This window comes from Aerococcus urinaeequi (assembly GCF_001543205.1).
In the GTDB taxonomy this organism is placed as follows: domain Bacteria; phylum Bacillota; class Bacilli; order Lactobacillales; family Aerococcaceae; genus Aerococcus; species Aerococcus urinaeequi.
Genome location: NZ_CP014162.1, coordinates 861,794 through 881,782, shown reverse-complemented (window position 1 = coordinate 881,782; position 19,989 = coordinate 861,794). Strand labels below are relative to the sequence as shown.

At 40.3% G+C, this 19,989-nt stretch carries 16 protein-coding genes; all 16 read left to right on the top strand.

Annotated features, from left to right (window positions below; all coding sequences use genetic code 11):
• Window positions 1–121 precede the first annotated feature (121 nt).
• The 16 genes from AWM74_RS03950 to AWM74_RS03875 all read left to right on the top strand — a co-directional run bounded on the left by AWM74_RS03950 (window position 122) and on the right by AWM74_RS03875 (window position 19,987).
• Window positions 122–1,042 carry a tRNA dihydrouridine synthase gene (locus tag AWM74_RS03950; protein WP_051218126.1) on the top strand — a complete coding sequence of 307 codons (921 nt, stop codon included), beginning with the start codon at window positions 122–124 and terminating at the stop codon, window positions 1,040–1,042.
• 380 nt (window positions 1,043–1,422) lie between these two features.
• On the top strand, window positions 1,423–1,902 hold the full coding sequence (locus AWM74_RS03945; protein ID WP_026465156.1) for a hypothetical protein: 480 nt from the start codon (window positions 1,423–1,425) through the stop codon (window positions 1,900–1,902).
• Window positions 1,903–2,117: 215 nt separating this feature from the next.
• On the top strand, window positions 2,118–3,809 hold the full coding sequence (locus tag AWM74_RS03940) for an alpha-glucoside-specific PTS transporter subunit IIBC (protein ID WP_026465157.1): 1,692 nt from the start codon (window positions 2,118–2,120) through the stop codon (window positions 3,807–3,809).
• Between the two features lie 145 nt (window positions 3,810–3,954).
• A complete protein-coding gene (locus AWM74_RS03935) occupies window positions 3,955–5,298 on the top strand; it encodes a 6-phospho-alpha-glucosidase (RefSeq protein WP_026465158.1) in 1,344 nt (447 codons plus the stop codon).
• Between the two features lie 72 nt (window positions 5,299–5,370).
• Window positions 5,371–6,162 carry a MurR/RpiR family transcriptional regulator gene (locus AWM74_RS03930; RefSeq protein ID WP_026465159.1) on the top strand — a complete coding sequence of 264 codons (792 nt, stop codon included), beginning with the start codon at window positions 5,371–5,373 and terminating at the stop codon, window positions 6,160–6,162.
• Complete coding sequence (locus AWM74_RS03925; protein ID WP_026465160.1) at window positions 6,159–6,650, top strand: hypothetical protein; 492 nt, start codon at window positions 6,159–6,161, stop codon at window positions 6,648–6,650. The genes AWM74_RS03930 and AWM74_RS03925 overlap by 4 nt, the downstream gene beginning before the upstream one ends.
• 131 nt (window positions 6,651–6,781) lie before the next feature.
• A complete protein-coding gene (locus AWM74_RS03920; RefSeq protein ID WP_026465161.1) occupies window positions 6,782–7,618 on the top strand; it encodes an endonuclease/exonuclease/phosphatase family protein in 837 nt (278 codons plus the stop codon).
• Window positions 7,619–7,932: 314 nt separating this feature from the next.
• Complete coding sequence (locus tag AWM74_RS03915; RefSeq protein WP_026465162.1) at window positions 7,933–10,161, top strand: PTS transporter subunit IIBC; 2,229 nt, start codon at window positions 7,933–7,935, stop codon at window positions 10,159–10,161.
• 136 nt (window positions 10,162–10,297) lie between these two features.
• Window positions 10,298–12,115, top strand: coding sequence for a glycoside hydrolase family 13 protein (locus tag AWM74_RS03910; RefSeq protein WP_026465163.1), 1,818 nt, complete (start codon window positions 10,298–10,300; stop codon window positions 12,113–12,115).
• 152 nt (window positions 12,116–12,267) lie between these two features.
• Window positions 12,268–13,542, top strand: a complete 1,275-nt coding sequence (locus tag AWM74_RS03905; RefSeq protein WP_026465164.1) for an extracellular solute-binding protein — start codon at window positions 12,268–12,270, stop codon at window positions 13,540–13,542.
• A gap of 198 nt (window positions 13,543–13,740) precedes the next feature.
• Entirely contained in the window at window positions 13,741–15,048 is a 1,308-nt protein-coding gene (locus tag AWM74_RS03900; RefSeq protein WP_026465165.1) for a carbohydrate ABC transporter permease, read from the top strand.
• A gap of 3 nt (window positions 15,049–15,051) precedes the next feature.
• The gene (locus tag AWM74_RS03895; RefSeq protein WP_003143205.1) at window positions 15,052–15,909 is read left to right on the top strand and encodes a sugar ABC transporter permease; all 858 of its coding nucleotides are present in this window, start codon (window positions 15,052–15,054) and stop codon (window positions 15,907–15,909) included.
• A 63-nt stretch (window positions 15,910–15,972) separates the two neighbouring features.
• The gene (locus AWM74_RS03890) at window positions 15,973–16,821 is read left to right on the top strand and encodes a DUF1189 family protein (protein ID WP_026465166.1); all 849 of its coding nucleotides are present in this window, start codon (window positions 15,973–15,975) and stop codon (window positions 16,819–16,821) included.
• Window positions 16,822–16,950: 129 nt separating this feature from the next.
• Window positions 16,951–18,054, top strand: a complete 1,104-nt coding sequence (locus AWM74_RS03885; protein WP_026465167.1) for an ABC transporter ATP-binding protein — start codon at window positions 16,951–16,953, stop codon at window positions 18,052–18,054.
• A gap of 111 nt (window positions 18,055–18,165) precedes the next feature.
• On the top strand, window positions 18,166–19,260 hold the full coding sequence (locus tag AWM74_RS03880) for a Gfo/Idh/MocA family protein (protein ID WP_026465168.1): 1,095 nt from the start codon (window positions 18,166–18,168) through the stop codon (window positions 19,258–19,260).
• Between the two features lie 10 nt (window positions 19,261–19,270).
• Window positions 19,271–19,987: a ThuA domain-containing protein gene (locus AWM74_RS03875; protein ID WP_026465169.1), complete on the top strand. Its 717-nt coding sequence runs from the start codon at window positions 19,271–19,273 to the stop codon at window positions 19,985–19,987.
• Window positions 19,988–19,989 lie beyond the last annotated feature (2 nt).

The window sequence follows — 19,989 nt, the reverse complement described above, 5'->3', positions numbered from 1 at the left end:
AAAAGCGAATAGCTTTTTTATTTTGTATTCAATATATAAGAAAAAGAGAAAGGAATTTATTGTGGAAGAAAAGAAAAACTTTTGGCAAGAATTGCCACGACCATTTTTTATTTTAGCGCCAATGGAAGATGTAACAGATACTGTTTTTCGTCATGTAGTTCAAAAAGCAGCTAAACCAGATGTTTATTTTACTGAATTTACCAATTCAGAGTCATATGTACATCCAAAAGGTCGCGATTCATTAAATTCACGATTACTATTTACAGAAGATGAAAAACCTATCGTAGCGCATATCTGGGGAGACAATCCTGATCACTTTGCGGCTATGGCTAAAGGGATGAACGAAATGGGCTATGCTGGTTTAGATATTAACATGGGATGCCCAGCCCCTAACGTTTTTAAACACGGTCGAGGATCAGGGTTAATCCTCCGTCCAGATGTAGCGGTTGAATTAATTCAAGCTGCCAAAGAGGGCGGCCTACCCGTTTCAGTGAAAACAAGACTTGGCCACCAAGACACGGAAGAATATAAAGAATGGCTTAGTCTGTTGTTAAAGCAAGATATTGCCAATTTATCGATTCATTTACGGACCAAGACTGAAATGTCTAAAGTAGACGCTCACTGGGAATTGATTCCAGAAATCAAAAAACTACGTGACGAAATCGCACCACAAACCTTATTAACCATTAACGGTGATATTCCAAACCGTCAAGTCGGTCAAGAATTAGTGGATAAATACGGTGTTGACGGCGTTATGATTGGTCGTGGGATTTTCCATAATCCGTTCGCCTTTGAAGAAGAAGCACGTGACCACACGCCAAAAGAATTGTTAGACCTATTCAGATACCACCTAGATTTATTCGACGAGAATGCTGCCAAAGACGGTCGTCCATATAAACCATTACGTCGTTTCTTTAAAATCTACATCCGCTCATTCCGTGGTGCCAATGATTTGCGAATTGGTCTAATGGAAACTGAATCAACGGAAGAAGCACGCGCATTGCTAGATGAATTTGAAGAGAAATACTTAGCAGAAGCATAGTCTTTCGCTGTTCCTTTCTTAGCGTCGGGTCTCGCATCCTGTAGTCGGGTTCGTCCCTCCAGAAAGGACTGCGTTTCAGTTTAAATTGTAGCTGACTTCGCCATCTACTGCTTTAAACTTCCAACGTTCCCTTTCTTAGCGTCGGGACTCGCACCCTATAGTCGGGTGCGTTCGACCAGCTCAAGTCCACTTCAGAAATATTTGTAGTAAGTAAACTTACTACAAATATTTCTTCCAGTTTATGAGCGAGTTGGTGCTTTAGCACTTACTCGCTTAAATGCGTTAGAAGTTACCTGTCTAAACGCCAAAGTTCACATCCTATTTTTGTTATAATAGTTGTGTCTATATGTTACGCCACTATTTTAATAGGGAGGTATGGGATGACTACACGGGTGCTGGGTTGGATTATGAATGTTGTTACACTGCTCTTGTTTATTACGCCTTTAGTGAATTTAGCTTTTATATTCGTTCAAGCTAAAATTGTTAGTTTGACCTTAATTGATTATTTTGCACAAACGAATTGGATTTTTATTTATATGCTAGGGACACTGTGTATCCCAGTTGCAGCTATCTTAATGCAAATCAAATGGCGAAGAGCTAGGTTGTTTAAACGCCATGCCAAAGAATATTTCTGTCTAAGCCTATTGATGACGACAATTGCATTAATTTTAATGAGTGAATATAGTATGGTCATCTTCATGATTTTCCTAATTCTGGCTTCGAGCTATCCTTTAGGTATTAAATATAACGAAGCTTTCGCCATGTTACGAGAACCGTCTAGTTTCCGTAAACTAGCGGGTGAATGGCTTATCCTATTTATTGCCGTAATAGTCAGAATTTGTATGTATACAGGTTTATGATAAGTATTAACTTTTGGAAAAATATCAATAACTATTAACCTTCAGAAGATCGTATTGCTATACGGTCTTTTTTTTGGGTCAATTTCCTTTCTTTGGAACAGTGTGCTGGTTAAAGAAATTGTTCCAGAAGTTATGGAAGCGTTTGCAAAGGTGGATATCCACTGCTAAGATGACAGTATTGGAAGCAATATTCAACAAAAAGGAGTGAAGAAATTATGATGGCGAAATTGCAACGGTTTGGGGGCGCAATGTTTGTGCCGGTGCTGTTATTCTCGTTCGCGGGTATTGTATTATCCTTTTCGATTCTTTTCCAAAATGAATTGATCATGGGTGGTATCGCAGCTGAAGGGAGTTTATGGCGTAACGTTTGGTCAGTATTAGAGTCTGGTGGGTGGACAGTATTTAATCAAATTGAACTATTATTTGTGATTGGTCTCCCAATTGGGTTAGCTACTAAAGCAGCTGGTAGAGCAAGTTTAGAGTCATTTATTGTTTACATGACTTTTCAAAGTTTCCTGGCTAAAATTCTTGAAATTTGGGGGACGAACTTTGGGGTAGATTATACCGCAGAACCAGGTGGTGTCAGTGGGTTAAAACTGATCGGTAGTGTAAAAACATTGGACACTAATATTATAGGTGCCATTCTTGTCGCTGCCGTTGTTGTATGGTTACATAACCGGTACTTTGATACGAAATTACCAGACTGGTTAGGGGTTTTCCAAGGATCAACATTTGTTTATATTCTTGGATTCTTTACTATGTTACCTCTAGCATTTATTACAGCTTGGGGTTGGCCAGCAATTCAAGGTGGTATTGCAACCTTACAAGGTTGGTTAGCAAGTTCTGGTGCCTTTGGAGTATTCGTATACGTATTCTTAGAACGTATTTTAATTCCTACAGGGTTACATCACTTTATCTATCAACCATTTACCTATGGGCCAGCCGTAATTGAGGGCGGGATTGAACGTGCTTGGTTAGACCAATTAAATGTGATTGCTTCAAATCCAGCCCCATTACGTGAACAATTCCCAGAAGGTGCTTTTGGTCTGCATAATATGTCAAAAATTTTCGCACCGATTGGTATTTCGGCAGCTTTCTATGCAACTGCGAAAAAAGAAAAACGTCAAGAAGTATTGTCATTATTATTACCAACAGCTTTCACGGCGATTATGGCAGGGATTACAGAACCATTTGAATTTACCTTCCTATTTATCGCCCCACAACTATTCTTTATCCATTCCTTACTTGCAGCCTCACTAGGAACAACCATGTACCTATTTGGACTGGCAGGAGACTTAGGATCAGGTTTAATCTCAGTTGTTTCTAAATTTATTATCCCAATGTGGTCTAATCATTTTGGGGCAATTGTGACTTGGCTAGTGATTGGTTTAATCTTCTCAGCTATCTACTTTGTAGTCTTTAGCTTGATTATTAACAAATTTGATTTGAAGACACCGGGTCGTGAAGATGATGAAGAAGAAGTGAAAATGTATTCTAAACAAGACTATAAAGACAAGAAAAAACAAGAAGCAGCTGGTTTTGATCCAAATGATACTAGCAATGATCCTTCAGAATCTAAAGCTAGCGATAAAGCTATGTCAAGTTATGCAGAAGAAGCAGCTAATGATCCAAGTCGCGGTCGTTTTGCGGTTACAGCATCTAACTATGTAGATTTATTAGGTGGTCCAGAAAATATTACTGACGTTAATAACTGTGCTTCGAGATTAAGATTAACAGTTAAAGACCCAGATATATTAGCTAGTGACAAACAGTTTAAAGAAAATGGTGCTCACGGGGTAGTCCGTAAGGGGCAAGCGATTCAAGTTATCGTTGGACTAGATGTTCCACAAGTTCGTGATGAAGTAGATGTGGAAATTGCTAAGCGGACAGGTAAAGCGAAAAAATAAGGAACAATTTCCGTAAGTTGGAACAAGTTCATAAATACTGAAATGCGAACAGAAGGTTGAATGGGTGATGAAAACGCTTAACTTTCTGTTAGCATAGAGGTATAGAAAAGTAGCGGTTAAACAATTGCATTAGGAGGAATTCATAATGACATTAAAGAAACAATCGATTCTTGTAGCAGGTGGGGGTTCAACTTTCACACCAGGTATCATCATGATGTTACTGGATAATTTAGATACTTTCCCAATCCGTCAAATTAAATTCTACGATAACGATGGGGACCGACAAAAACAAATTGCCGATGCCTGTGAAATTATCTTAAATGAACGCGCACCAGAAATTGAATTCGTAGCGACAACTGATCCAGCTACAGCCTTTACAGACATTGATTTCGTGATGGCCCACATTCGTGTCGGTAAATATGCCATGCGTGAACAAGATGAAAAAATTCCATTAAAATATGGGGTAATTGGCCAAGAAACATGTGGACCAGGCGGTATATCTTACGGTATGCGTTCAATCGGTGGCGTACTGGAATTGATTGATTATATGGAAGAATACTCTCCAGATGCTTGGATGTTAAACTACTCTAATCCAGCAGCAATCGTAGCAGAAGCGACTAGAAAATTACGTCCGAATAGCCGTATTATCAACATTTGTGATATGCCTGTAGGAATTGAATACCGGATGGCGGATATTTTAGGACTTAAATCTCGTAAAGACTTCGTCGTTCGCTATTATGGACTAAACCACTTTGGTTGGTGGACAGATATCCGTGACCACGAAGGTAACGATTTAATGCCCAAATTAAAAGAGTGGGTTCATGAACATGGTTATGTAACGCCAGAAGAATTGGCTGATGCTTCTGAAGAGGAAGTGGAAGAAAGTTGGATGCATACCTATGAAAAAGCAAAGGAAGTGTCTTGGCTGGATGAAGATACCCTGCCAAATACCTATCTAAAATACTACCTATACCCTCAAGATGAAGTAGCAGTAGCTAATCCAGATTATACGCGGGCCAATGAAGTAATGGACCACCGTGAGAAACAAGTATTCTCAGAATGTAACCAAGTAGTGAATTATGGTTCAGGTGCCAAAACAACATTGAAAGCAGATGACCACGCTTCTTATATTGTCGATTTAGCGAGAGCCTTGGCTTATAACACGCGTGAAAGAATGTTGTTGATTGTGCCAAACAAAGGATCAATCGTGAACTTTGATCCAACAGCCATGGTAGAAATCCCATGTATCATTACATCAAACGGACCTGAACCATTGGTAATGGGCGAAATTCCACGCTTCCAAAAAGGTTTAATGGAGCAACAAGTGGCCGTTGAAAAATTAGTGGTTGAAGCTTGGAGCGAAGGTTCTTATCAAAAATTATGGCAAGCTATTACCTTATCAAGAACCGTGCCAAATGCACGCGTAGCCAAACAAATTCTGGATGATTTAATTGAGGCAAACACATCATATTGGCCTGAGTTAACTTAATCTATTAAATGTAAACGCTTTTGATATAATAAGAGTGGGCCGAGGTCCACTCTTATTATTTTGGAGGCATTTATGAGACCAATAGAAAATATCTATAACAACTTTTACAGTAAGTTAACTGAAAATGAAATTTATATTTTTGACTATATCATGAAGCATAGTCAGAAAGTTAGGAAGATGTCTATCACTGAATTAGCAACGATTTTGGCCGTTTCCAAATCGACGATTTCCCGTTTTACCCAAAAAATTGGCTTTTCAGGTTATGCGGAATTCAAGTTTTACCTCAACAATGAAGCAGATAATCAACGGCATGATAGTGAAATTGATCCAATGGGGCAGTTAGCAGCCGATACCCAAGATACCTTTAAGATGTTCAGTAATATGCAGGTTGAACCCATTGTTGAAAGTGTTTTCGATGCGGATAATGTCTTCTTATACGGGACTGGATGGGCGCAAAAGAACGCTTTAAACGATTTTAGAAGAAGTATTTTATTGAACAATAAATTTTCTATCGATATTTCAGCACCTTTGGAGCTAAAAATTGCGAGTGCATCTATTAAACCTGGAGATGTGCTGATTGTGGCGTCTTTTAGCGGCAATGTGGCATTGATTGAACGAGAATTGAAAATCTTTAAGAGTAAAGGGGCCATCCTGATTGCGGTGAGTGAAATGCATACCAGTTTATTAGCTAGCTTAGCCGATTATACAATCTATTTTAAAACAACACGCTTTGATTATAAGGATGAAGCCTTTGCATCTATGTTACCTATCCACCAAGCCACCAACTTATTAGCAATCGCCTATTTTGAATATGTGCGAAAACAAGAACGATTACAGAAAGAAAATGAGGAGCGTGACCTATGACCAGAAAAAATTTAAGTCGAATGGTACATTTTGTGATTATATTACTGGTTATTGCACCCATCTTATATGTTGCCCTATTAACTTTCCAAGGCAACGCGCAAGGACTGGGTCTACTAGAAAACTTGACCACGAATGTCTCTACAGTGATTTCACTAATGTCTGTATGTATCCTGCCTTTTGCGGGCTTTTTAATCAAATCTAAGTGGGATCAAATTGACCAAACACAAGATAGTCTAGGGCAATTTTATATCAGTTTATTACTTATCTTGATTGGTTTCTTATTGATTGGCAACACCGGAATGGCCATCTTGATTTTTATTTTAATTGCCTTTAGTGTTGTGATTTTAAAAGTGAGACTAGGAGATGCCTTCCAAGTCCTTTTCAAATCACCGAAGCATAATATTAGCCACTTTGCTGGTGAAATGGCCATGCTATTGATTGCAGCCTTTATTCGTTTTGCTATCTGGCGGATTAGTACGGGTAGCTAATGTCTGAGCGTTAATAGAGGATTTGACTTCACTTCACATTATGTTTTTGTGAATTAAATGGTTTGAGTTATAATCGAATTAAATAGACAAGTTACTGATATCAAAATGAATAAAAAGGAGCGTCAATTTAGTTGAAACTGTTAACATTAAATACTCATTCTTATGGTGAAGATGATCAAGATCAAAAATTAGCTTTTATTGCGCAATCGATTGCTGAGTGGGATATCGATGTAGTGGGCTTACAAGAAGTTAATCAGAAAATTATTGGACATCGAGTAGACGTTAAAAATATTGTGAACTTTGTCCCTATGGATGGGCAAGTGAACGTTAAAGAAGATAATTTTGCCATGCGTTTAGTAGCATTATTAGCGGAATTAGGTAAAACCTACTATTGGTCGTGGGCTATGACTCATATAGCGCATGACACAATGCAAGAGGGTGTAGCGATTTTATCAAAATACCCGATTGATAGCGTCACTAGCTATAACGTGTCAAAAAGTCATAATTGGTATGACTATAAAACACGTCGTATTCTTACGGCTAAGATCACTAAACCAAATGGCGAAAGCTTTATGGCGGTTTCTGGTCACTTCTCATGGTGGCACGGGAAAAATAATGAAGAATTTCATTATGAATGGCAAGAAACTGAAAAATACCTAACTAGAACTAAGTTACCAATTTATTTTATGGGTGATTTTAATAATCCTGCCGGTACAGATGGTTATGACTACATGGTGTCAACGGCTATTCCTATTACAGACTCATATACGATTGCAGAAGAAACTGTCGGTGGACCGACAGTATTGAAAGAAATCGGTGGCTGGACTGGGCTTAAAGAACAAATTCGAATCGACTACATTTTTGTACCAAAAGATGTAAAAGTGAAGACCTCTGAAGTTGTTTTTGATGGCGACCGTCAGCAAGCCGTATCAGACCACTCAGGTGTACGAGTAGAAACGATTGACTAGAAGCTAAATATAAAGATAAATATTGAAAATACGTATGTAAATATGACAACATTAGCATGTTCAGTAGCTCGCTTTTTTGAGTTATCTACAGTATTTAAGGCTAAGAAATGTTAGATGTAGCATGAAGAAGTGAAGTACTTTTTAATTAAATAAAACATTTAAAGGACCGTGAGAGTGGGAGATTCTCACGGTCCTTTTTTTGTTATCATGAAAAAAATAATGCAAACGGTTGCATGAAAACGTTTTACAGTGTATAATTTGTTTTGAGTTATGAAACCGTTATCAAAAAGGGTGTAAATAAAGGAGCGAAAAAAATGAAGAGACTGTTTACGTTTGAATTTTGGCAACAATTTGGGAAGGCTTTGATGGTTGTTATTGCAGTTATGCCGGCTGCAGGTTTAATGATCTCAATTGGTAAGACCATTCCCTTGTTCGCTGAAAATATTAGTTTTTTAGTCACTACGGGTGGCGTGTTAGAGTCAATTGGTTGGGCCATTATTGGTAACCTGCATTTATTATTTGCCATTGCAATTGGTGGTTCATGGGCTAAGGACCGTGCTGGTGGGGCCTTTGCTGCAGCTGTTGCTTTTGTCTTAATTAACCGGATTACAGGTGCCTTGTTTGGCGTTACAGCTGAAATGTTAGCTGATCCTGCTGCTGTGACAAGCACGGTATTTGGTCAAACGATTCCTGTAAATGGCTACTTTACTAGTGTTCTAGAAGCGCCAGCTTTAAACATGGGGGTATTCGTAGGGATTATTTCGGGTTTTATTGGGGCGAGTGCTTACAATAAATACTACAACTATCGTAAATTACCAGAAGTGTTGTCCTTCTTTAATGGGAAACGCTTTGTACCATTTGTCGTGATTGTATGGTCACTAGTGACTGCTTTAGGTTTAGCAGTTGTTTGGCCAGTGATTCAATCAGGTATTAACGCATTTGGTCAATGGATTGCAACTTCTCAAGATACTGCGCCAATCTTAGCGCCATTTATCTTTGGTACTTTGGAACGTCTATTGTTACCGTTTGGTTTACATCACATGTTAACCATTCCGATTAACTACACCGAACTTGGAGGTACATATGAAATTTTAACGGGTGCGCAAGCGGGTGCACAAGTAGTTGGACAAGACCCATTATGGTTAGCTTGGGCAACTGACTTAGCAAACTTCAACAATGCTGGTGACACGCAAAATTATCAATTTGTACTAGAAAATTGGGTGCCTGCTCGTTTCAAAGTTGGGCAAATGATTGGTTCCTCAGGTATCTTGATGGGGTTAACCTACGCAATGTACCGCAATGTCGACCAAGATAAGAAAGATAAATATAAACCAATGTTTATTTCAGCTGCGGCTGCCGTTTTCCTAACTGGGGTAACTGAACCATTGGAATACATGTTTATGTTCATCGCTATGCCTTTATATGTGGTGTATGCGGTGATTCAAGGGGCGGCATTTGCTATGGCAGATGTGTTAAGTCTACGAGTGCATTCGTTCGGGACTATTGAATTCTTGACCCGTATCCCATTATCAGCGCAAGCTGGTATTATGGGTGACGTGATCAACTTCATCTTGGTGACACTGGTATTTGGTGTATTAACATACTTTATTGCAAACTTCATGATTAAGAAATTTAAATACGCAACACCTGGTCGTTTAGGTAACTACGAAGAGGGATTGGGGGCTGAGCAAGCTGATAAAGCAGCTGACGGCCAAACTTCAGCCATTGCCTCAAATGCGAGCGAGCAACAAATTGCAGATGTTATCTACTTATTAGGTGGCCGTGAAAATATCGACTTTGTAGATGCTTGCATGACACGACTACGCGTGACAGTTAAGGACACTGAAAAAGTAGCTAGTGATGAGTATTGGAAAGCAGCTGGTGCTATGGGATTAATGGTTCGTGGTACTGGTGTACAAGCAATTTACGGACCAAAATCTGACATCTTAAAATCTGATATTAATGACTTGTTAGAGGCAGGTGCACCTGTTCCGGAACCTTCAGACAAGGTGACAGGGAAAACAAAGGTCAACAAACCGGCTAATAATACTGGAAAAGGTACGGCGTCTGGTCAAAAAACAGCTATTTTTGCACCAGTATCTGGGCAATTATTGGATATTTCTGTTGTAAATGACCCAGTATTCTCAGAAAAAATGATGGGAGATGGTTACGCTGTCGAGCCTAAAGAGGGCGCAACCTCAGCGAAAGTTTACGCACCTGTTGCTGGTAAAATTGTATCGATTTTCCCAAGTCATCATGCAATTGGTATTCAAACAAGTAATGGTCTAGAAGTATTAGTGCATATGGGTATTGATACAAATAATTTTGACCCGGAAATTTTTGGTCTAACAATTAAGGTAGATCAAGAAGTAACTGCTGGACAAGTGATTGGTGAAATTAACTTACGAGCGGTTGAAGAAGCAGGTAAAGAAAAAACAGTTATCGTAGTGGTAACCAACTCAGATGCTATTGATCGAATTGACTTGTCTGAAACTGATCAACAAATTGATGGGGGCCAGAAAGCAGGAGAGATTCTTTCTTAAGATAGAAATCAACATACAGTAGGAAGATAGTTAATGGTTAACAGGCCATTAGCTATTTTTCTAATAACGAATGTAAGCGTTTTCTAAAATAGAAAATAATTAAAATCAAAGTAGGGTAGAGAAAAGAGGGACACTATTGGATTTAGCAGCTTTATACCATCGTCCAGAAAGTGAATTTGCTTATTTATATACGGAAGATACTGTTCATATCCGCTTGCGTACAAAGAAAGATGATGTGGTAAAAGTAAATTTATTAGCGGGAGATACTTATTTACATTATTCAGAAGCTTGGTATCAGACAGGTCAAGCTATGACTAAGGTGGCTACTAGTGATATACATGACTATTGGCAGTGCGAATGGCAATTAGCGCCTAATCGTTTGGCATATGCTTTTCGTGTTCAAGGTAATGATGGCGAGCAAGTATTTTATTGTGATCGAGGGGTTTATCCAATAGATGATCATGATATTTTGAAACAAGTAAATGCATATTTTCGTCTGCCATACTTCCATGAAATTGACCGAGTAAAAACACCAGTTTGGGTGAAGGATACGGTCTGGTATCAGATTTTTCCTGAACGGTTTGCGAATGGAGATCCTACCAATGATCCAGAAAACACTTTGCCCTGGGGAGCTAGAAAACATCCGCGTCACGATGATTTCTACGGTGGTGACTTACAAGGTATTATCGATCATCTGGACTACTTGGAGAATTTGGGGATTACGGGTATCTATTTAACGCCTATTTTTAAAGGTGACACGAATCATAAATATGATACTAATGACTATATGACAATTGACCCAGCATTTGGTCATCCTAAAATATTGAAGGAACTGGTTAATCAAGCTCATGCTCGCGGTATGAGGGTTATGTTAGATGCTGTTTTTAACCATATTGGCTATACCTCTAATCAATGGCAGGATGTATTAACCAATCAAGCTGATTCGGTTTATAGCGACTGGTTTTATGTTCAAGAATTCCCTGTTAAAGCCTTTGAAGCAGTTGATTACAGTGGTGGTGAACAGTTTGACCGTCACCAATTAACTTATCAAACCTTTGCCTTTGAACCACATATGCCTAAATTAAATACAGCCAATCCACAAGTTAAGGCATACTTACTAGAGGTTGCTCGTCACTATATTCAAACCTTTGATATCGATGGCTGGCGATTAGATGTTGCCAATGAAGTAGACCATCAATTTTGGAAAGATTTCCATCGGACTTGCGTTAACTTGAAGGCAGATTTCTATATTGTAGGTGAAATTTGGCATTCAGCTCAACGATTCCTTGAAGGGGATGAATTCCATGCCATTATGAATTATCCGCTGACAGACCAAATCAAAGACTTTTTCTTTGGACCAGTAGTAAAGGATCATACAATTGAAAACATTATGACTAATCGACAATTTATAGACAGGATAACCAGCCAGCGAATGCTTTATCGGGCACAAACCAATCAGGTTCAATTTAACTTACTGGATTCCCACGATACAGACCGAATCCTGACAAGGGCTAACTATGACAGAGATAAGGTGCAATCAGCACTCGTTTTTATGTTCTTACAAACGGGTACACCTTGCATCTATTATGGGACAGAAATCGGCTTAGATGGCGGTAATGACCCAGATAACCGCAAATGTATGGTCTGGGAAAAGGATAAGCAAGATCAAGCGATGTTACAGTTCACTAAAGGTCTCATAAAAATGCGACAAACCTATAGTAATCTCATTCACTCTGCCAGCCTAGATTGGTCACGCGACTTGCCAAGTGATCGAATATTAGCTTTTAAAAAGAATTATCAAGGGCAAACCCTGCGGGCATATTTTAATCAAGGGAATCAAGACCTAAAAATTGTAGTAGATAAAAATACAAAAATTGTCTTAACCAATATTGCAGAAATTGAATGCGATTACATATATGTGAGTCCAGGAACTTACTTAGTTAGTGTAGATTAAGCCTATTAGTGAAAATAGGGTTCTTGCAATATATTAAAAGTAAAAAAATATTATAAGTGAGTTACGAAAACGGTTGCAAAGAAAATAATCATGTGCAATAATCTGTGTAAGCGATTACACTATGGGTATTTATATTTTAGGAGGAAAAGTAAATGAGTAAATTGCAGTGGAAGAAAACAGCCTTTGGTTTGGTAACAGCGTCAGCTGCTTTAGTGCTTGCAGCATGTGGGAATGGTGGCGAAGAATCTGCTAGTTCAGATGGCGGATCAGATAGTGCAAGCGGTAGCACCTTACAAGTATCAGTTGGTGCTGACTATGTAGATTACGTAAACGAAATTGCCCCAGCCTTTGAAGAAGAGACAGGGATTGACGTTGAAGTTGTTGAACGTGAAATGTTCGAAACCTTAGACTCACTTTCATTAGATGGTCCAGCAGGGATTGCGCCAGACGTGACAATCGCCCCTTACGACCGGATCGGAAACCTAGGTATTCAAGGACATTTATTACCAGTAACACTGCCAGATGATGGTCGTTATGACGAAACAGACGAGCGTCAAGTAACAGCTAATGACGAAATTTACGGTATGCCTTATGTAGTTGAAGCCTTAGTCCTTTACTACAACAAAGAATTAATCGATACTGCCCCAACAACATTTGAAGAATTGGAAACCTTATCAGAAGATTCAGCATATGACTACTCTTCTGAATCAGGCAAAAACACTGGCTTCTTAGCAAACTGGGTAGACTTCTACTCTGCTTACGGTTTAATTGCTGGTTACGGTGGCTACATCTTCGGGCAAGATGGTACTGATACAGCTGACATCGGTTTAAATACTGAAGGTGCTGTTGAAGGGATTGAATACGCACAAACATGGTACGAAAAATGGCCAGAAGGTATGTTAGATACAACTTCAGCTGGTAGCTTCGTAGATGAAACCTTCATCTCTGGCAGTACAGCTGCAGTAATCGGCGGACCATGGTCTGCAGCTTCTTACCAAGAAGGTGGCGTTGACTACGGCGTTGCTGCAATCCCAACATTGCCAAATGGGGAAGCTTACCAAACATTCGGTGGTGGTAAGGGCTGGATTGTTTCAGGCTACACTGAAAATGAAGAAGCCGCACAACAATGGTTAGAATATGTAACGACTGAAGAAAATATGAATAGCCTACATGAATTTAACTCAGAAGTACCAGCTAACCAACAAGCCCGTCAGGCAGTTGTGGATGCCGGTGAAAATGAATTAGCGATTGCTGTTATCGAACAATATAACGATGCTGTACCAATGCCAAATATTCCAGAAATGGCTGAAGTTTGGACAGGTGCTGAAACAATGATGTTTGATGCAGTATCAGGCAACAAATCTGCACAACAATCAGCAGACGACGCTGTTCAAGTGATTGTAGATAACATTGCACAAAAATACTAAGTGACACATCTTTAAAAACATTGAGGATGGTTTAGCTAATGGTTTAGTAATCATCGCTGAGCCATCCTTCTTATTATAAGAAGTGGCATAAATTTTTAAGTAATGAACTATTAAACAAAAAGAATCTATGATACCTGTCATGGTTTTCTAGTGAAGGAGTTGGTTGCAGTGGTTAAAACTGCAAAAGAAAGAAAAAAAGTGAACTTCACTTCCAAGCAAAAGAGTCAGATTAATAAAGCAACACTGGCTTCAATCATTCCTGGTGGGGGACAATTTTTAAATAAGCAAGTACTAAAAGGCGTCATCTTTTTAGTCATTTTTGCCTTATATATTCTCCATTTATTCAGTTTTGGCTTTGATGCCTTTAACGGTTTGGTTACGCTTGGGATAACACCTCGTGAAGATCATTCCCTCTTCCTCTTAATTGAAGGGGTACTTGAATTATTAATAACTGTCATCTTTATTATTTTCTACGCTGTGCAAATGTGGGATGCCCGGAATGTGGCCAAATTAAATGCTATTAACCCAGACAAGGTCAACCGTTCCGCTAAGGATATTTTAAACAACCTCTACGAATCAGGTTTCCCTTATTTATTAACCATTCCCGCTTATATTTTAATGTTATTTGCCATTGTATTCCCTGTAGTCGTAACGATTTTAATCGTTTTTACCAACTATGACTTCCAGCACATTCCACCGGCTAAACTCATTGAGTGGACAGGGTTGGAGACCTTTAATTCTATTTTTACCTTAACAACTTACCGAGAAACATTCGGTGCCGTATTCTCATGGACCGTCATTTGGACCCTATTTGCTACAACCTTGCAAGTAGGTCTAGGCATCTTCCTAGCGATTCTGATGAACCAACCATTCATCAAATTCCGTCGCTTCTTTGGAGTTATCCTATTGTTACCATGGGCAGTACCCGCCTTCATCTCAATTTTGACTTTTTCCAATATGTTTAACCCGTCAGCGGGGGCCATTAACTCCCAGGTCATTCCGTTTATCAACAATTTGATTCCTTTCTTAGAAATTCCGGCATTAGCCTGGAAAACGGACCCATTCTGGACTAAAGTGGCATTAATTTCTATCCAAGGTTGGCTTGGTTTCCCATACATTTACGTATTAACCACGTCAATTTTACAATCTATTCCAGGTGAGTGGTACGAAGCCGCTTCAATCGACGGGGCTTCACCAATCCAAAAATTCCGATTCATTACCTTCCCGCATATCTTGTCAGTTGCGGCACCGGTATTAATCACGCAATACACAGGAAACTTCAACAACTTCACAATGATTTACCTATTTAATGAAGGTGGACCTGGTTCAGTAGGGAACAATGCCGGGACTACAGATATCTTGATTTCATGGGTCTACAAGTTGACAACAGGGCAATCGCCACAATATAACGTATCATCCGCGATTACCATCATCATCTCAACTATAGTTATTGTGATTTCATTGATCATCTTTAAATACACCAATGCTTTTGAAATGGAGGATTAAGCCATGGCTGAGAAAAAATTAGCAAACACGCAAAAACGCGGCCGCTTTTGGACCCAATTCTTTACCTATGCCTTCTTAGTCTTTATGGCAATCATCATCATCTATCCCTTACTGATCACCATTACATCAGCCTTTAGGGGTGGAAACTTAATTGCCTTTAACTTGAACTTCTCAGGTCAGTTTACCCTAAGTAACTTTGAACGCTTGTTTACAGAAACCCAATACGGTCAGTGGTATATTAATACTTTAATCGTTGCGGTGATTACCATGGCCTTACAGGTAACGATTATTACCTTAGCCGGATATGCCTACTCAAGATACCGGTTCGCAGGTCGTAAACAATCCCTAAAATTCTTCATCATCGTTCAAATGGTTCCAACAACAGCAGCCTTGACCGCCTTTTACGTTATGGCCTTACTAGTTGGGGGGCTAGACAAATTATGGTTCTTGATTTTCGCCTATGTCGGCGGGTCAATCCCAATGAACTCATGGTTGATGAAAGGGTATTTTGATACCGTGCCAATTGACCTAGATGAATCCGCAAAATTAGACGGGGCAGGCCACTTACGGACCTTTGGACAAATCGTCTTACCGTTAGTGCGTCCAATGATTTCGGTGCAAGCCTTATGGGCATTTATGACCCCATTCGGTGAGTACATGCTAGCCCGTTTCATCTTGCGTTCACCAGAAAATTACACCGTAGCCATCGGGTTACAACAATTTATTACCAATCCTCGTGAACAACGGGTAACCCTATTCGCGGCAGGGGCGCTCTTAATCGCCTTACCAATTTCAATCATGTTCTTCTACTTACAAAAGAACTTTGTATCTGGTTTAACTGCTGGTGGTACGAAAGGGTAATACATGATTTTTCACAAGTAACTTACGGATTAAGCAAGCAATTAGCAGATAGAAAGATAGGCGATGAACGTGTTAAAAGCAATATTTCCCATCAATTACTTTAAGAGTATTTGGACACCAAGCAAAATTTGGTTTAACCGACATGACCTCAAATGGTGGCAAATGTTGCTGGTCATCCTCTTTTTAAACGGTTTGATGACAGTTCCAGTAACCTTAAACTATGCCAATATGACCGAGTTTCCCGTAACCGACTACTATCCCAATGCCATGGCCCTTGTAGATGACCAAGTGGTAGCCGAGATCCAGCAAGTCACCTTTGAAAATGGGGAAATGCTGATCGGCCAACCAGTGGTTTCAGAAAGCGCTGAAGGAACCGTCGCCTTTGGATTAGCAGACGATCAGCTAGAGACACTCGCAGCTAGCGGGAAAACGGCACTCATTTTCCAAGAGAATCAATTCGTCTTAATGGAAGCTGGGGCGCCAACGGCAACGGTCCTTTATACCAAAGACTTCGACTTGACAGGGCTTGACCAAGCAGGTATTCAGGAAAGTTTGAGCCAGCAATGGTTAGACCAAAACCGCGTCTTAGTGGTCTTGATCTTCTCGAGTGTGATCAGCTTGATATTCCTAGCCATGAACCTATTCTTGGTTGGGATTGCGGCTCTCATGTTCTATATGACCAAGGGGAGCCCAGTTACGTCCATTGAAACTTATAAAGAGTCCATCAATTTAATCCTAAACGCCCTATCACTGCCGACCTTCTTGGCTATGGCTTACGGTTTATACAACTTTGATGTATCTTTAATGGCTAGCTTGCAAACAATCGGTCTAGTGACCATGCTGCTCTTAGTCATGTGGAAAACAAGATTCCGCGACCAAACCTTGGACGAATTTCAACTGTTGGAAGCTTAATCCATCCAGTATGATTTTGAAGCCTGTTTGAATCTAGACTAGATGCTTTAAATAGATCATGTATCACCTTTAACAAGTTTAAGAAAATGACAATTGAACTGTGCATTTTTGAAGATAGGAGAATGCCTTGTGGCTGAAATAAAATTAAATCATATTTATAAAAAATACGACAATGCAGAAAAGTTTTCGGTAACGGACTTCAATTTAGATATTAAAGACAACGAATTTATCGTTTTCGTAGGTCCTTCCGGATGCGGGAAATCGACAACCTTACGGATGGTAGCCGGTTTGGAAGATATTACTAAAGGGGACTTGGTTATTGACGGACAAGTCGTTAACGATGTGGCACCTAAAACACGTGACATCGCCATGGTATTCCAAAACTATGCCCTATACCCACATATGACTGTGCGTGAAAACATGGCATTCGGTTTGAAATTGCGTAATGTAGACAAGAAAGAAATCGATACGCGCGTGGATGAAGCGGCAGAATTACTGCAAATTACGGACTTATTAGAACGTAAACCAGCCGCCTTATCTGGTGGGCAACGTCAACGTGTAGCCTTAGGACGTGCAGTAGTCCGTCAACCTAAAGCCTTCTTGATGGATGAGCCTTTATCCAACTTGGATGCCAAATTACGGGTTCACATGCGGTCTGAGATCGCTAAATTACATAAACGTTTAAACACAACCATTATCTATGTAACCCATGACCAAACAGAAGCCATGACTTTGGCTGACCGGATTGTCATCATGAATGCTGGTGAAATCCAACAAGTAGGGACACCGCTTGAAGTCTATAACAACCCAGAAAATGCCTTTGTAGCAGCATTTATGGGGTCGCCTGCCATGAACCTAGTGGATGTGAAGTATGAAGCTGGCCATATTCATTTAGAAGGTGGCACCAAGCTTGAAGTGACCCCACCATCTCGGCGCATTTTAGATGAGAAAGGTTATGACGGCAAAACGGTGACTTTTGGTATTCGTCCAGAAGATATGCAGTCTGAACAATTGGCCTTAGACGCTACACCAGAAACGGTTGTCGAACCAACCATTACGGTATCCGAATTAACAGGGGCAACATCTATCCTGTATTTAGATGTTAAAGGACAAGAGTTCATTGCTGTGGTAGATGCCCGTGACTACCATGAAGTTGGTTCAACCATCAAGATTGCCTTTAACATGAATAAGGCCCACTTCTTCGATGTTGAAACAGGCAAAGTGATTAAATAGCACGACCAAGGTACATGCGAATCTTAACAAGAACCGTGTGTGCCTTTTTCTATAGAAATTAAAGAAACCGGTTGCATTCTTTTGAGATGACATTTTATAAGGAGGATTCACATGACAGAATCAGTAACAAATTTAAAGGTAGCTATTATCGGATGCGGAGGCATCGGGATGCAGAAGCATTTACCAGCCTTAGCCCAAGTTGAAGGGGTAGAATTGGTGGCCTTTTGTGATTTAATCGAAGACCGTGCCCTAGCTGGAAAAGCCAAGTTTGGGACCAGCGAATCCAATGTATATACCGATTACCAGAATATGTTGGCTGAAGAAAGCTTAGATGTGGTCCATGTCTGTACCCCAAATGCGACGCATGCAGAATTATCCATTGCAGCGCTTGATGCAGGCAACCACGTAATGTGCGAAAAACCTATGGCCAAAACAGCTGAAGAAGGTCGAGCGATGATTGAAGCGGCTGAACGAAACGGCAAAAAATTAACCATCGGCTATCAAAACCGTTTTAGAAAGGACAGCCAATACCTAAAAGCCATCTGCCAAGAGGGTCAATTGGGTGAAATCTACAACGCTAAAGCCCACGCAATTCGTCGTCGTGCTGTCCCAACTTGGGGTGTATTCCTTGATGAGGAAGCGCAAGGCGGAGGCCCTTTAATTGATATCGGGACCCATGCCCTTGATCTAACTTTATGGATGATGGACAATTATCAGCCCAAATACGTCGTTGGAAATACTTATAGAAAATTAGCGGACACAGAAAATGCTGCCAACGCCTTTGGTTCATGGGATCCTAAAGAATTCGCTGTAGAAGATTCAGCCTTTGGGTATATCGTCATGGAAAATGGTGCGAGCATTTATCTAGAATCATCGTGGGCCTTGAATACCGTTAAGTCAGGTGAGGCGAAAACGACCTTGCACGGGACTAAGGGTGGTGCGGATATGAACGATGGGTTAACGATTAATGGTGAAGACCATGGCCTATTATTCGACAAGCAAGTCATTGTTGACCCAGGTGCAGTTGACTTCTTTGAAGGGGAGGCCTATGACCCTGAAGTTGCGGAAGCAAAGCAATGGATTCAAGCCATTATTCACGATACAGAACCGGTTGTAAAACCGCGAGAAGCTTTGATAGTGACTGAAATTCTAGAAGCCATTTATCAATCAGCAAAAACTGGACAACCCGTTTTTCTAAATCAATAGGAGGATTCTGATGATTCGAGTAACAGTATGGAACGAATTCCGGCATGAATTGACGGATGAGGACGTGAAAGCTGTCTATCCAGAGGGGATTCATGAAGCCTTAGCTAGTTTCTTAACAGCAGATTTTCAAGTGAATATGGCAACCCTAGACCAGCCAGAACACGGCTTGACCGAGGAAGTCTTAAATCAAACGGATGTCCTCCTTTGGTGGGGACATATGGCACATGGTGAAGTGGCAGATGAGATTGTTGACCGAGTTCACCAGCGCGTTTTGGATGGCATGGGACTGATTGTCTTGCATTCGGGTCATTTTTCTAAAATATTCCAGAAATTGATGGGGACGACTTGTAATTTGAAATGGCGTGAGGACGGGCTTTCTGCCAAGGTGTGGAATGTGAATCCGTCTCACCCAATTACCCAGGGTGTGGGCGAGTGGATTGATTTAGACCAAGAAGAAATGTATGGAGAACACTTTGACGTTCCGGCGCCGGATGAACTGATTTTTATTACCGGTTATCCAAACGGAGAAGTATTCCGCGGAGGCATGACCTATCGCCGGGGTAACGGGAAGATTTTTTACTTCCACCCAGGTCATGAAACCTTCCCGACTTATTATCATCCAACTATCCAGCGGGTCATTAAAAATGCGGTCCACTGGGCAGCACCTCTGACTGAAAGGCCTACATATGGGCATTTTCCCATTGATGGCAATGGGCCAAATGACTAGCG